The sequence below is a fragment of the uncultured Sphingomonas sp. genome, from assembly GCF_964237335.1.
Taxonomy (GTDB): domain Bacteria; phylum Pseudomonadota; class Alphaproteobacteria; order Sphingomonadales; family Sphingomonadaceae; genus Sphingomonas.
The window spans coordinates 1-14413 of the sequence record NZ_CAXSHM010000037.1; the positions used below are offsets into that span (position 1 = coordinate 1).

Consider the following 14413-nt stretch of genomic DNA (forward strand, 5'->3'; position numbering starts at 1 on the left):
TCCGGTGTGGTCCGAGCGGGCGAGCCCATTCGCATCGATCGGGCCGAGGCGGGTCGCGATTCCAGGCATCGCGTTCGACGACCTGCCGCCGATCGACGTCGTTCTGATCAGCCATTGTCACTACGACCACATGGACGTGGCGACGCTCCAGCGGCTGCAGGCCACCCATGCGCCGCTGATGGCGATGCCGCTCGGCAACGACGCGTTCCTCCGGGCGGCGGTGCCGGACGCACGCTGCGTGGTCGGCGACTGGTGGGATCGGCTCACGCTGAGCGAGGGCCTCTCGACGACGCTCACACCGGCCTATCATTGGGCGAACCGTTGGCCGACCGACGTGCGGATGGCGCTGTGGAGCGGACACTTCCTCGACACGCCCGCCGGAACAATCTGGTTCGTGGGCGACACCGGCTATGGCGATGGCGTCATCTTCAAGCAGGTCCGGGAGCGTCTCGGCGCGCCCGACGTCGCGCTGATCCCGATCGGCGCCTATGAGCCGCGATGGTTCATGCGCGCGCAGCACGTCGACCCGGCGGAGGCGGTGCGCATCCTGCGCGACGTCGAGGCGCGCCACGCTCTCGGCATCCATTGGGGAACGTTCCAGCTCACGGACGAACCGCGCGAGGCGCCCCGCCTGGCGCTCGCCACGGCGCTGTCGGCGGCGTCGATCCCGCCACGGCGCTTCGTCGCCGCGACGCCCGGCGGCGTCTACGACTTCGACCCGGCCAAGGGCGGCTAGAGCATCTCAAGCGGGACAGGGCCGCGCGGCGCCGGGAACGCCGCGTCGAGACAGGCCATCATATCCGGCGCGAGTACCAGCTCCGCCGCGGCGGTCGATATGCTCCGCCGTTATCCAGCTGCGCTAACCGAGCGCCGGAACTTCGGTGCCGTCGGAGAAGCGGATCGACCTCATCGACGGGCGTTATTATCCGGTCCTGAGCAACCCAGTAACGGTCCACGGCGCGAAGGATGCGGACAATTGACACCGGGTCGCGGCTTCATGCCATATCAGGCAGTGACCCATCCCGCCCGCCTGATCATGTCCGCGCTTCTGGGGATGCTTGGATCGACCGCAGGTGCCGATGCGCCCGCTCCAGTCGAGCCGGTCCTGCCGCCGGCACTCGCCCGGCAGGTGGACGGCGCGATACGGCAGGTGCTGGCTGAAGACGGCACTCCCTCGGCCTCGGTCGCCATCGTCCGGCAGGGTCGCATCGTGTACGCCAGGGCGTTCGGGCTCGCATCGAGTGTCCCGCGCCGGAGCGCGAGCGTCGACACCCGCTACCAACTCGCCTCCGCATCCAAATCGATCACCGCGCAGACGCTCCTGCTACTCGCCGCGGACGGCACGCTGTCGCTCGACGCGCCGGTCAGCCGCTGGTTGCCGCAGGTCACCGATGCCGGCCACATTACCGTCCGCGAGCTGCTGGAGCACGTGTCGGGTTTGCCGGACCACTATCCTCAGACCTACCCCGCCGGGCCGCGCTCGGCGTTGACGACGCCCGACCGGATCATAGCGCAGTGGGGCAGTCACCCGCTGCTGTTCGCGCCCGGCGCCAGGTTCCGCTACTCGAACCTCAACTATGTCATGGCGGGTCGCATCGCCGAGCTCGCGTCGGGCAAGCCGCTGTTCGCGCTTCAACAGCGGCGCATCTTCCGGCCACTCGGCATGGCGGACGTCATCGACCTCGACCATGTGACGCCGAACACGCCCAATGTCGCCACCGGCTATGTCCGCACCGGCCTCGGCCCGCTGGAGCCGGCGCCCGACGAGGGACCGGGCTGGTCGTTCGGCGCAGGGCAGATCGTCGCTACGGCATCCGACCTCGCCCGCTGGGACATCGCCCTGCTGTCGGGCAAGCTCCTTCCCGACCGCCAGGCGCGGGAGGAGGTCACGCCGCCGCTGCTCCTGAGCGGGGACCGGTCGCCCTATGCGCTCGGCCTGTTCGTCTCACGCAAGAGCGGCCGGCTAGTCTGGTCGCACGTCGGCCAGGGACTGGGCTTCCTGGCGGGTAACAGCATCTACCCAGACGACGACACTGCGATCGTGGTGCTGACCAACACGAGCGCCACAGTCAGCTTCGCGCACATCGCCGACCGGCTCGCCTTCCTCCTGCTGCCGCCGACGTCGGTCGACGCGCGGGCACGAAGGCTGTTCGCCCAGCTGCAAGGCGGCGCGCCCGACCGGGCACTGCTCACACCGGAGTTCTCCGCGTTCCTGGACGCACACCGGCTTGGCACATACACCGCCAGTCTTGGCCCGCTCGGCTCATTTGACAGCTTCGTTCTCAAGAGCGAGGACGAAGCGGACGGCATAACCACCCGCCGATATGAGGCGAGCGCGGGCGGCAAGCGGCTGAGCATCATCTGGGAAGAGCTGGCCGACGGTCGCACCGACGACTTCGCCATCCAGCCCGCCGTCGAGTGAGCGCTGGCCGTGAAGACAATCCAGATACGGCGCCGTAACGTATTGGCGGCCGGGTGTTGATCAAGCCTAGGTTTGCCAGCACCCCAGATACCGCCATCACCGTGAGGGAAACGTCGTCGCCAGCGAGCGCGAGCGCTTGGCGCGGCAGCAGGGAAGCTAGTCCAGCTTCGGCGTCGACCCCGGCTCGGCCCTGGCCATCGCCCGCTGGTAGGCGGGCCGCGCCCCGATTCGTTGAAGATAGGTCCTGATGTTGGGGAACGCATCAAGCGGGGGGCCGGCGGAGGCGCGGGCGGTGGTCAGGATATAGACCATCATGATGTCGGCCGTAGTCAGCTTGCGGCCGCCGAAGAACTCGGAGTCGCCCACCCGACGCTCGGCCAGCGCCCACGATCTCTCGACCCGTTCGTTGACGAACGCCGCGCCCGGCTTGTCCATCCCGCCCGTGAGCCTCACCGCCAGCTGCATCATCAGGCTGGCCATGAACGTGGCGTTCGACCAGTGCACGAAGAACAGATAGTCGGTGAAGTCGGGGTCGTTAGGGGATGGCGACATCCGCCCGCCACCATATTTGCGGTTGAGATAGCCGCAGATGGCGCCGCTCTCGCCCAGCACCCGACCGCCGTCCTCGATCACCGGCGCGATGCCCATCGGGTGAAGCGCCTTGTAGTCGTCCGGCGCCCTGCGGTCGGCACGTCGATCGTAGAGCTTGAGGTCGTAATCGAGCCCCAGCTCCTCGCACAGCCAGACGATGCGTTCGGATTGCGAGCTGCGCAGGTGATGGACAGTGAGCATCGGACCCCCTCAGACGAAGCTGTGCCGGGCGCCGTCAGTATCGGCTCGCGCACCGGGTGGGAAGCGCAATGGATCAGGGGCTCGCCTGCCCCCGGTATACCGCTCGGGTCGGGCCGGCTTGGCTTCGCCCGCGATGGGCGGGTTGCCGGAACGGAGCATGGCGGCATCCTGGCGGCCGCGGTGGTGACCCCTACGGGATTCGAACCCGTATTTCAGCCGTGAAAGGGCCGCGTCCTAACCCTTAGACGAAGGGGCCGTCGAGCGGAGTTGCGCCTAGGCCGAGTACCCCCAAGGGTCAAGGTCCGGACGCAGCGTCGCCGGACCCGTCGCCGACGTCATTTGTTGCCGCTGCCCGGCTCGGCCATCGCGCGGTGCTGTTCTGCCAGCACCGAATCGGGCACGACATGTGTCAGTACGGTCTGCACCTTGTTCTTCCAGCCGGACGTGATCGCCGACTTGCCGGCCATCATCGCCTCCCAGCCGTCCTTCGCGACATCCGCCGGATCGCTCTTCGACTTGGACTGGCCCACGTCGGTGTCCATCATCCCGCCGCGATCGAAGAACTCCGTCTCCACCGGTCCGGGCATCAGGTTGGTGATCGTGACGCCCTTGTGATCCTTGATCTCGTTGATGATCGCGGGCACGAAATTGTCGAGATAGGCCTTACTGGCGTTGTACACCGCCTGGAACGCCCCTGGGATGTGCCCGGCGATCGAGCCCGTGACGAGCACCTTGCCCTCGCCATGCGCCACCATCCGCGCCAGCACCTTCTGCAGGATGTAGCTGGTGCCGAAGACGTTGGTGTCGATCACCTTGCGCCAATCGGCCACCGATTGATCGAGGAAGCCATGGCCGAGCCCGCGCCCGGCATTGGCGCACAGCACGTGGATCTGGCGGCCGTTCGTCGTCGCAAGCAGCCGGTCGATGCCCTCGGCGGTGGACAGGTCCGCCTCGACCGACTCGACCGACACGCCATGCGTCTTGAAGTCGGCGGCCGCCGCATCGATCAGCGGCTCGTCGGCGGCGACAATCAGGTCGTAGCCGTTCTGCGCGGCGAGATGGGCAAGTTCGAAGCCGATGCCGGTCGAGGCGCCGGTGACGATCGCGAGCTTGTTGGCCATGGTGTTTCTCCTGGATGGAAGGGATCGCGCGGTGTCAGGCGGTGAGCGAGCCGGTCTTCAGAACGACCTTCGTCACCTCGTTCTGCTGGTCCTTGAACATCTTGTAGCCCTTGGGCGCGTCCTCGAGCGGCAGGCGGTGGGAGATCAGGAACTCGGTGTCGATCTCGCCTTCCATGATCGCGTTGAGCAGCGCGGGCATGTAATGCTGGACGTGCGTCTGGCCGGTCTTGAGTGTCAGGCCCTTTTCCATGAAGGCGCCGAGCGGAAACTTGTCGACCATGCCGCCGTACACCGCCGGCATCGACACGCGTCCGCCCTTGCGGCAGGCGACGATCGCCTGGCGGATCGAGTGCGCCCGATCGGTGCCGAGCATCAGCGTCTTCTTCACCTGGTCGACCACATTGTCGCCGAACAGCCCGTGCGCCTCCAGCCCCACGGCATCGATCACCGCGTCGGGACCGATCCCGCCGGTCATCTCCATCAGCGCCTCGTAGGTCGCGCTATCCTCGAAGTTGATCGTCTCGGCGCCGAACTTCGCGGCAAGCGCCAGCCGGTGCGGGAAATGGTCGATCGCGATGACGCGCGCGGCGCCCATCAGGAACGCCGACTGCACCGCGAACAGCCCGACCGGACCGCAGCCCCAGACCGCGACCGTGTCGCCCGGCTCGATCTCGGCGTATTCCGCCGCCTGCCAGCCGGTTGGCAGGATGTCGGACAGGAACAGCACCTTGTCGTCCGGCACCCCATCCGGGATCACGATCGGGCCGACGTCGCTGAACGGCACGCGGACATATTCCGCCTGGCCGCCGGCATAGCCGCCGGTCATGTGGCTGTAGCCGAACAGCCCGGACATCTCGTGCCCGTACAACTCCATCGCGATGTCCTGATTGTCGGCGGGCAGGCCATTGGGGCAGGCGGAATATTGATGCTTGCCACAATGATAGCAGGAGCCGCACGCGATGGTGAACGGCACCACGACCCGCTGCCCCTTCTTGAGCGTCGACTTGGCGCCGACCTCGACCACCTCGCCCATGAACTCGTGGCCCAATATGTCGCCCGACTGCATCGTCGGGATGAACCCGTCGTACAGATGAAGGTCCGAGCCGCAGATCGCGGTGGACGTCACCTTGATGATACAGTCCCGCGGGTTGACGATCTCGGGATCGGGGACGGTGTCCATCCTAACATCGTGTTTGCCGTGCCAAGCCAACGCTCTCACAGGCCCATCTCCTCGAACTGCTTGGGGTTCATCGCGGGTGTCGCCACCTCGCCGGTCTCCATCAACTGCTTGAACCGGGCGAGATCGCGGCGCGCCTGGATCGCGGGCTCACGCTGGAACATCTTGGCGACCAGCTTGCCGACCGCACCGCCCGGCGGATCGTACAGGATCGTCACGGTGACAACGGTGCCGCGACCCTCGACCGGCTTGAAGGTGACGACGCCGCTGTTGGGCACGTCCGCGCCCTCCTCGCTGGTCCAGGCGAGCGACCGGTTTGGCACGTCCGCCGTCACGCGCGCATCCCACTCGACCGTGCGCCCGGCCGGCGCCTTGACGACCCAGTGCGAACGGACCGCATCCTTCACCTCGATCGACACGACGTTCTCCATGAAGCTCGGCAGGTGCGAGAAGTCGCGGAAATAGGCGTAAACCTCCTCGACGGGGCGGTTGATCGTCACCGCGCGCCCGACGGCGGCACCGCCCTTGGCGTCCTTCAGCGTGGACGAAACCTGGTCGCTAGCGTCGCCCGACTTGGACGTGCTGTGTGGCGCGTCGTCGGAATGTTGGTGGGTTTCGCTCATGGCTCGGCTCGCCTTGGTTAATCGCTGCCGAAACGGGCCGGGTCGTTCCGACGTTCCGCGCCCACTGACGTTTTCGGGTCAATCCAAAGCAGTACCAGCGGTCGCTCGCGTCATTTGAGGGCGGCGCGGTGCGGGGCGAAGCCGCTTTCCCCACCGCCGCCGTGCCGCTACGCTACCGGCAAAGACGAGAGGATCGCAAGGCATGGCTCCCGACGCGACGGCGCGTACCGACGAGACACGGGCCGACGAGACACGGGCCGACGATACGCGGGCGAGCGGCTATGCCTGGTATGTGCTCGGGCTGCTGTTCCTGGTCTATTGCCTGAACTTCATCGACCGGCAGATCATCTCGATCCTGGCGGAGGACATCAAGCGCGACCTGCACCTCGCCGACGAGGATCTGGGGTTCCTGTACGGCACCGCGTTCGGCGTCTTCTACGCGCTGTTCGGCATCCCGCTCGGGCGGCTGGCGGACAATTGGCACCGGGTGCGGCTCATCACGCTCGGCCTCGCGCTGTGGTCCGCGATGACGACGCTGTCCGGCTTCGCACGCAGTGGCGCGCAGCTGTCGGCCGCGCGGATCGGCGTCGGCGTCGGCGAGGCGACCGCGAGCCCATCCGCCTATTCGCTGATCTCCGACCATTTCCCGCGGCGGCTGCGCGCGACGGCGCTGTCGATCTATTCGGCCGGCATCTATTTCGGCGGCGGGCTGTCGCTGGGGCTCGGCGGACTGGTGGTCCACCGCTGGAACGCAGCGTATCCCACAGGCGGCCCGCTAGGGCTCGTCGGATGGCAGGCGGCATTCCTCGTCGTGGGGCTGCCCGGTCTGGTGCTGGCGGCGATCATCGCGACGCTGCGCGAACCCACCCGCGGCGCGATCGACAACCTGCCCGAGGCGCCGCGCCACCCCGCCCCATTCCGCGCGTTTCGCGACGAGCTGCTGACGGTGGTGCCGCCGCTGACGCTGATCGGCGCAGCGCGGCTCGGCCCCCGTGCACTGGCGAACAACCTGGTCGCCGCCGTCGTCATCCTGGCGGCGGTGATCGGGATGAACGCGCTGGAGGGCTGGACGCCCGGAGCGCGCTGGCAATGGGGGTCGGTCGGCATCGGCGTCTATGCCGTCGTCTCCTGGGGACTCGCGCTCAAGCGGCGCGATCCGGCGACTTGGGCGCTGGTGATCGGCAGCCCGGCGTTCGTCTGCGTCGTCGTCGCCTATGGGCTCAACGCCTTCATTGCCTATGGGGTGTCGTTCTGGGCGGCGCCGTACGCGTTGCGCATCCTGGGGCAGACGCGTGAGGTCGCGGGGTTCATCATCGGCGGCAACGGCGCTTTGGGCGGCCTGATCGGCGTCACCGCCGGCGGCATCGTCGCGGACCGGCTGCGGCGTCGGTACGCGACCGGTCGGCAGATGGTGGTGCTGTTCGGATCGGCCGCGCCACTGCCGCTGATGGTGGTCGCGTTCACGACCGCCAGCCCGCCCGTCTTCTACGTCTGCCTGCTGGTCACCGGCATGCTCGCGAGCTGCGCGCTGGGCGCGTCGGCGGCGACGACGCAGGATCTGGTCCTGCCCCGGATGCGCGGGACGGCGACCGCGACCTTCTTCCTGGGCACCACGCTGCTGGGTCTCGCGATCGGACCCTATATGGCGGGGCGCATCTCGACGTTGAGCGGCAGCCTGTCGACGGGCGTGCTGTCGATGCTGGCGGTCGCGCCGATCGGCCTCGCCGCCGCGATCGCCGCCTATCGGCTGGTGCCGGCGGCGGAGGCGAGCCGGGTCGAGCGGGCGCGGAACGCGGGCGAGCCGGTCTAGGCCGCTTTACTGCCCCGCCGCGGGCGCGGCGGGTGCGCAGCCGATCAGCCCGGCGACCGGCAGCACGACGCTGTCCTGGCCCGGCCGCACGAGCGTCAGCGTCGCGCTCGGCACCGTGCCGCCCTGCGTCAGGTTCGGGTCCGCGGCGACGGTCATGGCCAGCGTCACGTCGACGCCTGTCGCTTGGTACCGGCTCGTGCCCGCGAAGCCGAAGGTCGCCGCGCCGGCCTGATCGGCGCGGGCGAGATCGACGATCTTGCCGTCGATCGACAGCCGCAGCCGCGCAGGCTCCGCGCTCGCCATCGCGACCAGATCGTGGCGCGTGCCGACGCTCCACAGGAACGCTGCGCAGCCCGTCGCGGGCAGTTGCTGGCGCGGAATCGCGCTCAGCGGCGAGCCGTCGATGCCGCCCGTCGCCGGAGGCGTCATCGCCGGCGCGGCCGCCTGGAGCGCGAGGAGAAGCAGCATCATGGTTGCCATGCTATCATCACCAGCCAGATCGGGTAAGCCGCCGCCGCCATCAGCGCGCCGAGCGGCACCGGCGTGTCCGCGCGCACCGGGCGGCCCCGCAGCCTCGCGATGCCGACGCCCAGCAGGCCGGCGACGCTGGCGACCACCAGCACCCAGGGCAGCATCCGCCACCCGAGCCACAGCCCGATCGCGCCGAGCAGCTTGGGGTCGCCCCCGCCCAGCCCTTCGCGCCCACGCCAATGACGATATCCGGCGCCGATCGCCCGGAGCACGCCATAGCCGACCACGCCGCCGATCAGCCGCTCCGCCAGCGGCGGCTCCAGCCCCGCCGCGCCCGTCGCCAGACCCGCGAGCGCGAGCGGCAGCACCAGCGCGTCCGGCAGCCACAGGTCGGCGGCGTCGAGCGCGGCGAGCGCGAGCAGCAGCCAGCCGAACACCGCGCCCGCCACGCCCGCCCAGCCCGGCGCCGCCCAGCCCGCGAGCGCGCCCACCGCCGCGCATCCCGCCTCGATGCGCCAGTGTCGCGGATCGATCGCGGCGCCGCACGTCCGGCACCGTCCGCGCGTGACGGCGGCGCTCAGCAGCGGCACCAGTTCAGGAGCGGTCAGCGCCCGGCCGCAGCCGTCGCACGCCGACCGGCCCCGCGCGACCGATCGCCCTTCCGGCCAGCGGATCACCAGCGTCGCGAGGAAGCTGCCCGCGATCAGCCCGGCACCAGCCAGCAGCAAGGGAGCCAGCAGCGCCGGCCAGGCAACCGACAGGAGCGGCGGGTCAGCCGTCACGGTCGCGAATCAGATACCGGTACACGCCGAACACGTCGATCGCGAACAGCGCCACGTTCTGCGTGCCCAATGCCCAGTCCCGCGTCAGCGTCGCGCCCGCCAGCCAGAATAGAGCGGAGCCACAGAACAGCACCATGGCCCAACCCGTGTCGCGCTTGCCGAGGTCCGCGGCGACCAGCAGCGCGGCGATCATGCCGCTGACGGAGGCGATCCATTTGACGATAGTGGCGATGTCCATGGCCGCCGCCTAGGCGGTTCCGGCCGGCGGCGATATTCCCTGCGTCAGTCCGATTTGCGTCCTTGCGTGTTCGTACCTATGTCGCAGTGCAGCACAGTCTCAAAGGATACTTCTACATGGCCACCGATACCGCCACCGATCCTGTCGTCATCCTGTCCTATGCGCGCACGCCGATGGGCTCGTTCCAGGGAGCGCTCGCCGGCGCCTCCGCGACCGATCTCGGCACGGTTGCGGTCGCGGGCGCGGTGGAGCGCGCGGGCGTGGCGGCGGCGGACGTCGAGCGGATCGTGATGGGCTGCGTCCTCTCCGCCGGTCTCGGCCAGGCGCCCGCCCGCCAGGCGGCGATCAACGCCGGGCTCGGCGACCATGTCGAGGCGACCACGGTCAACAAGATGTGCGGCAGCGGCATGCAGGCGGCGATCATGATGGCCGAGGCGCTCGGCGCGGGCGCGCTCGACCTCGGCATCGCGGGCGGCATGGAGAGCATGACCAACGCGCCCTATCTGTCCAAGAAACACCGCTCGGGCGCGCGGATCGGCCACGACACGATGTACGACCATATGTACCTCGACGGGCTGGAGGACGCGTACCAGCCCGGCAAGCTGATGGGTAATTTCGCCGAGGACGTGGCGAACGAGTATCAGTTCACCCGCGCCGCGATGGACGATTATGCGATCGAGTCTCTCCACCGCGCGCAGCGGGCGCAGAAGGACGGATCGTTCGCGCGCGAGATCGTCCCGGTGTCGGTCGCCGGCCGCAAGGGATCGGTGACGGTCGTCGAGGACGAGCAGCCCGCGAAGGGCGACGTCGCCAAGATCCCGACGCTCAAGCCCGCCTTCTCCAAGGAAGGCACGATCACCGCGGCCAACGCCTCGTCGATCTCCGACGGTGCCGCCGCACTGGTGATGACGCGCGCCTCGGTCGCCGAGCGGCTGGGGATCACGCCGATCGCGCGGGTGGTGAGCCACGCCGCCCACGCCCACGCCCCCGCCCGCTTCACCACCGCGCCGGTGTTCGCGATGCGCAAGGCGCTGGAGAAGGCCGGCTGGGAGACGGGCGACGTCGACCTGTTCGAGGTGAACGAGGCATTCGCGGTGGTGGCGATGATCGCGATGCGCGACCTCGGCCTCGCGCATGACGTGGTCAACATCCACGGCGGCGCCTGCGCGCTCGGCCACCCGATCGGCGCGAGCGGCGCGCGGGTGCTGGCGACATTGCTGTCGGCACTGCAGGGCGCGGGCCAGAAGCGCGGGCTCGCCAGCCTGTGCATCGGCGGCGGCGAGGCGACCGCGATGGCGGTAGAGCTGATGAACTGAGGGAAAGCAGTCCTCCCCCGCCAGGGGGAGGTGGCCGGCGCAGCCGGACGGAGGGGGAGGACTGGCTGACGTCTGGGATACTTCCCCCTCCGTCGCCTCCGGCGCCACCTCCCCCTGGTGGGGGAGGATAAACCAGAAACTTACACCTTCGCCGCGTAGATCATCCGGCCTTCGCCGAGCCGGTCGAACACCGTCTGCAGGTCCTGCTCGCCGACCGCGAAACAGCCTTGGCTGCGACCGAGCATGCCGTGGGTGCGCAGCATCTCCGGGTTGGAATACCAGGCCGAGTGGACGACGATCGCGCGGGGCAGCGCGTTGTCGTTGGTGGGATCGAGCCCGACCAGCCGCTGCGACCGGCCGTGCTTGCCGACGTAATAATCGCTGGCGACGAACGCGCCCTCGCACGACGCATTGGAGCCGTCGGCATTGGAGAAGCGCTGCAGCCAGCCGGTATGCGTCGGGTCCGATCCGCTGCCGTGCGCGACGAGGTAGGACGTGCTGTCGCCATTGACGATGTCGACGATGTGGAACCGCGCCTTCGCCGACGGAGCGGTGAAGTCGACGATCGCGATCCGGTCCTGGTGACGGATCGCGTCCGCGTGACGCCCTAGCGCCGTCAGCGCGTGCCGCATCAGCTCGGGACGGACGACGCGGGTCGAGGTAGGGGGCGTCGACACGAGGCTCGCGACGGAGCGGCTCGGCAGGACGGCACCGTCCATCGTGGCGAAGGTGCCGCGCACCTGCTGACCCCGAAGCGCCGCCGACACGGCACCGGGCACCGCGAGCGCGCCGGCGAGCGCCAGGCCAGATTTCAGGAAAGCGCGGCGCTGAGGCCCCGCGGACACGTCTTCGATCATCGCACCTGCCGGATATTGGTTGCCCCAGGCAAACCATAGCGCAAATGACTTACCGGAATGAGTGTGCGTTCCTGCTCAAGGCCTTAGCCGGCCGTGCCCGTGCCACGCTTCGTCGCAGCGGCGGTCGCGGTCACTGCCGCGAGACGATCGCGCGGGCTTCCGACAGCTGCCAGACCAGCAGGCTCGGCAGCCCGATCGCGACGTCGCGCGCGCGCTTGGCGAGGCTGAGCGCGAGCGCGGCCTCCACCGGCAGCCCGAGCAGCGGCGCGGCGAGCGTATAGCCCGCCTCCTGGAAGCCGATCGCGCCGGGCACCGCGAAGGCGACGGAGCGCAGCGTGAAGATCATCACCTCCAAACTCAGCGTGCGGCCGAACGACAACGGCGCGCCCATCAGCCGCAGCGCGAGCCAGACGCCGCCCACCGTCGCCGTCCACGCGAGCAGGTTCAGCACGAACGCCGCCGCGATCCGCCGCGGGCGCGAGAAGACATGCGCGCGCGCACCCTCGATCTGCGCCATGCTCGCGACCGACCCCGGCAACAGCTTGGCCGCCAGCCGCCCGAGCAGCGCAAGCCCATGCCGCTGCGCGAAGAAGAAGCCCGCCGTGATCGCGACCATCAGCGCCACGCCGCCGACCACCAGCGGGCGCAGCTCACCGGACCCCGCTCCCGGCCCGGCCAGGATCGACACCATCAGCGCGAGGCCGAGCAGTGTCAGCGCGACCTGGCTCGCCATCTCCGTGACGAGGTCGGCGAGCAACGAGCCCCAGACGATCGGGATCGGCACGCCGCCATGGCCCAGCGTGCGCGCGCTGACGACGATGCCGCCTAGTTGCGAGAAGGGCAGCAGGTCCGACACCGCCTCGCGCACCATCCGCGCCCAGCCGAACAGCCACAGGCGCGCAGGCCCTTCGCCCGGCGCCGCCGCCAGCCACGCCGCGCCGAGCAGCGCGAACGTGCCGAGCGCCCACAGGCAGAACAGCGCGAAGCCGCCGACGCCCAGCCGCGCGGCCACCGCCGCGACGCCGGCGAGCCCCGCCCGCCCGAACGCCCACCACGCCGCCGCCAGGCCCGCCAGCGTGGCGACGAGCACGCCGGCGCGCGCATAATGTTTCACGCCGTGACCGGCGTCTTAGATTTGAGCGCGAACCTGAGCGCGAGGCGCATCATCGCGGGCACGAACTTCGGCCGCTTCAGCCGCGGGTCATAGGGCGCCATCCGAGCGTCGTTCTCCGACAGGCAGATGCGCGCGAGCTCGGGGAAGCTCACCTCGACACCCAGCTCCTTCGAGCCGTTGAGCGTGAAGTTGTTCTCCTCCGCCTTGGTGTTCCCGTCGCCCATACCGCGCGCCATGCTGATCCGCTCGGCGATCAGCGCGAACCACACCGCGATCACCTTGGCCTCGAACACCGTCCGCCGCCACCAGGGCAATTGGCGGCGGTACCAGGCGACCCAGTTGACGAAGAAGATGATGTGCCGTCCCTCCTCGCGCATCACCGGATCGAACGTCTCGATCAGCTCGGGCGGGAAGAAGCCGGTGTCCTTGGCGAGCTTGAACAGCCCGAAGCCGAAGAAACTGTCGATACACTCGGAATAGCCGGTGCGCATATAGGCGAACTCGGGGTCGCGCGGACGGACATACTCGGGCTCGGGCTCCAGCTCGATGCCGTACGCCTGCACCATGTCGGACAGCACCAACTTGTGGCGCCGCTCCTCATACGCGTTCATCGACAGCGCCTCGTGCAGCACGGGATCGCGGATGAACTCGGCATAGGTGCCCATGTTCATGCCCGCGCGCCCTTCGGTCTGCACCGCGATGTCCCAGATCGGCAGCGAGACGATCCGCTGGCGCGTCGCCTCGTCGAGCTCGGGCCAGTGGATCAGCGCGGGGCGGTAGGGGTCGTGCGTGTCGAGCATCATCCGCGCCATCATCCGGCGATGCTCGTCCGAGCCCATGCGCACCTTTTGTCCGGGCGGGGGCACCGCCTCGAACGACGGCGGCGACACGCGAAGCGGCTCCAGATCGGGATGCCGGCGCGGCGGCAGGGCATCAGCGGGGAAGGAAGTGACGGAAGTGGCCATGGATCAGTCTTTCGCGTGTGATCGCGGCCTTCGCAAGGCCGTCGGTGAGCGCCGCCAGTTCGTCGCGATAGCGATAGCCCGGAGCGGAGCCGGGATATCCGTCGGCGGTGGCGGGATGCGTGTAGATCTCAGTCAGCCCCGGCGGCAGATGGCCCAGCGCGGCGCGCATCCGGGGAGCATCGAACGCACCGGTCCAGGCAAGGCCGATCACCTGATCGGGCACCAGCAGCCCGGCGCGCCTGAGCCGTCGCTGGAGCAGCCGGGCCCAGACCGCCTCGATCCCGCGATGGCCACGCTCCACCGGCGCGCGCACCGCCCGCATCCCGTAGCGCGGCCCGATCCCGAGCACCGCCGAGGCGATGGTCGGGTGGAGGTGGAAATGCTTGTGCGCGTTGACGTGGTCGAGCGGCAGGCCGGTGGCGGCGAAGGCAGCGAACTGCGCATCGACCTCGGCATGAAGCTGCGCGCGGGCGGCGGGATCGGCGAACATCCGGAACGCCGATCGCGCCATGTCTCGGCGGAACAGGCCGTCGCGGCCGACCAGGGCCGGGATGCGATCGGGCGGGAGTACCGGCCGTCCCTCGACCAGCACGAGGTGGAGGCCGACGCCGAGGGTCGGAATCGTCCGCGCGAGGTCCACAGCCTCGGCGGCGGCATCGCCCGCCACCATCAGGCTGGCGGCGGTGAGGATGCCGTCGCGATGCGCTCGGGCAACCCCCTCGTTG

General features: G+C 69.4%; 14 protein-coding genes, 1 tRNA gene and 1 pseudogene. 4 read left to right on the plus strand and 12 right to left on the minus strand.

The features are described from left to right. Together ACFE65_RS14645 and ACFE65_RS14650 are read left to right on the plus strand one after the other, a co-directional pair. Positions 1–736: MBL fold metallo-hydrolase (locus tag ACFE65_RS14645; protein ID WP_375383109.1), on the plus strand; the 736-nt coding region annotated here is incomplete at its 5' end. Between the two features lie 276 nt (positions 737–1012). Further along, entirely contained in the window at positions 1013–2422 is a 1410-nt protein-coding gene (locus tag ACFE65_RS14650; RefSeq protein WP_375383110.1) for a serine hydrolase domain-containing protein, read from the plus strand. Positions 2423–2578: 156 nt separating this feature from the next. On the opposite strand, the gene ACFE65_RS14655 is transcribed toward ACFE65_RS14650, so the two are convergent. The 5 genes from ACFE65_RS14655 to ACFE65_RS14675 form a co-directional block, all read right to left on the minus strand. After that, entirely contained in the window at positions 2579–3214 is a 636-nt protein-coding gene (locus ACFE65_RS14655) for a glutathione S-transferase family protein (protein WP_375383111.1), read from the minus strand. 181 nt (positions 3215–3395) lie between these two features. Beyond that, positions 3396–3470: transfer RNA gene (locus tag ACFE65_RS14660), tRNA-Glu, on the minus strand. Positions 3471–3549: 79 nt separating this feature from the next. After that, positions 3550–4335: an SDR family NAD(P)-dependent oxidoreductase gene (locus ACFE65_RS14665; RefSeq protein WP_375383112.1), complete on the minus strand. Its 786-nt coding sequence runs from the start codon at positions 4333–4335 to the stop codon at positions 3550–3552. Positions 4336–4369: 34 nt separating this feature from the next. Next, positions 4370–5554, minus strand: a complete 1185-nt coding sequence (locus tag ACFE65_RS14670) for a zinc-dependent alcohol dehydrogenase (RefSeq protein WP_375383113.1) — start codon at positions 5552–5554, stop codon at positions 4370–4372. Continuing rightward, on the minus strand, positions 5551–6135 hold the full coding sequence (locus ACFE65_RS14675) for an SRPBCC family protein (RefSeq protein WP_375383114.1): 585 nt from the start codon (positions 6133–6135) through the stop codon (positions 5551–5553). Before ACFE65_RS14675 ends, ACFE65_RS14670 begins: the two co-directional genes overlap by 4 nt. Before the next feature lie 202 nt (positions 6136–6337). Here ACFE65_RS14675 and ACFE65_RS14680 point away from each other — a divergent pair, with 202 nt between their 5' ends. Further along, the gene (locus ACFE65_RS14680; RefSeq protein WP_375383115.1) at positions 6338–7945 is read left to right on the plus strand and encodes a spinster family MFS transporter; all 1608 of its coding nucleotides are present in this window, start codon (positions 6338–6340) and stop codon (positions 7943–7945) included. Between the two features lie 6 nt (positions 7946–7951). Here ACFE65_RS14680 and ACFE65_RS14685 read toward each other — a convergent pair whose 3' ends face one another. From ACFE65_RS14685 to ACFE65_RS14695, 3 genes are read right to left on the minus strand one after another with little or no spacing between them, the layout of a single operon-like run. Then, a complete protein-coding gene (locus ACFE65_RS14685; RefSeq protein ID WP_375383116.1) occupies positions 7952–8416 on the minus strand; it encodes a hypothetical protein in 465 nt (154 codons plus the stop codon). Continuing rightward, positions 8413–9198, minus strand: a complete 786-nt coding sequence (locus ACFE65_RS14690) for a prepilin peptidase (protein ID WP_375383117.1) — start codon at positions 9196–9198, stop codon at positions 8413–8415. Before ACFE65_RS14690 ends, ACFE65_RS14685 begins: the two co-directional genes overlap by 4 nt. After that, entirely contained in the window at positions 9188–9436 is a 249-nt protein-coding gene (locus tag ACFE65_RS14695) for a hypothetical protein (protein ID WP_375383118.1), read from the minus strand. Before ACFE65_RS14695 ends, ACFE65_RS14690 begins: the two co-directional genes overlap by 11 nt. A 116-nt stretch (positions 9437–9552) precedes the next feature. On the opposite strand from ACFE65_RS14695, the gene ACFE65_RS14700 reads away from it, so the two are divergent. Continuing rightward, positions 9553–10752, plus strand: a complete 1200-nt coding sequence (locus ACFE65_RS14700; RefSeq protein ID WP_375383119.1) for an acetyl-CoA C-acyltransferase — start codon at positions 9553–9555, stop codon at positions 10750–10752. A 140-nt stretch (positions 10753–10892) separates the two neighbouring features. On the opposite strand, the gene ACFE65_RS14705 is transcribed toward ACFE65_RS14700, so the two are convergent. From ACFE65_RS14705 to hpnK, 4 genes and pseudogenes are all read right to left on the minus strand, one after another. Beyond that, entirely contained in the window at positions 10893–11609 is a 717-nt protein-coding gene (locus ACFE65_RS14705; RefSeq protein ID WP_375383120.1) for a murein L,D-transpeptidase catalytic domain family protein, read from the minus strand. A gap of 130 nt (positions 11610–11739) precedes the next feature. Further along, positions 11740–12723, minus strand: a complete 984-nt coding sequence (locus ACFE65_RS14710) for a lysylphosphatidylglycerol synthase domain-containing protein (RefSeq protein ID WP_375383121.1) — start codon at positions 12721–12723, stop codon at positions 11740–11742. Continuing rightward, positions 12720–13562 (minus strand): ferritin-like domain-containing protein, encoded by an 843-nt coding sequence (locus ACFE65_RS14715; protein ID WP_375383135.1) that lies wholly within the window; start codon positions 13560–13562, stop codon positions 12720–12722. The genes ACFE65_RS14710 and ACFE65_RS14715 overlap by 4 nt, the downstream gene beginning before the upstream one ends. A gap of 94 nt (positions 13563–13656) precedes the next feature. Beyond that, positions 13657–14412: pseudogene (gene hpnK / locus ACFE65_RS14720) on the minus strand (hopanoid biosynthesis-associated protein HpnK); the annotation flags it as partial. Position 14413: the final 1 nt, after the last annotated feature.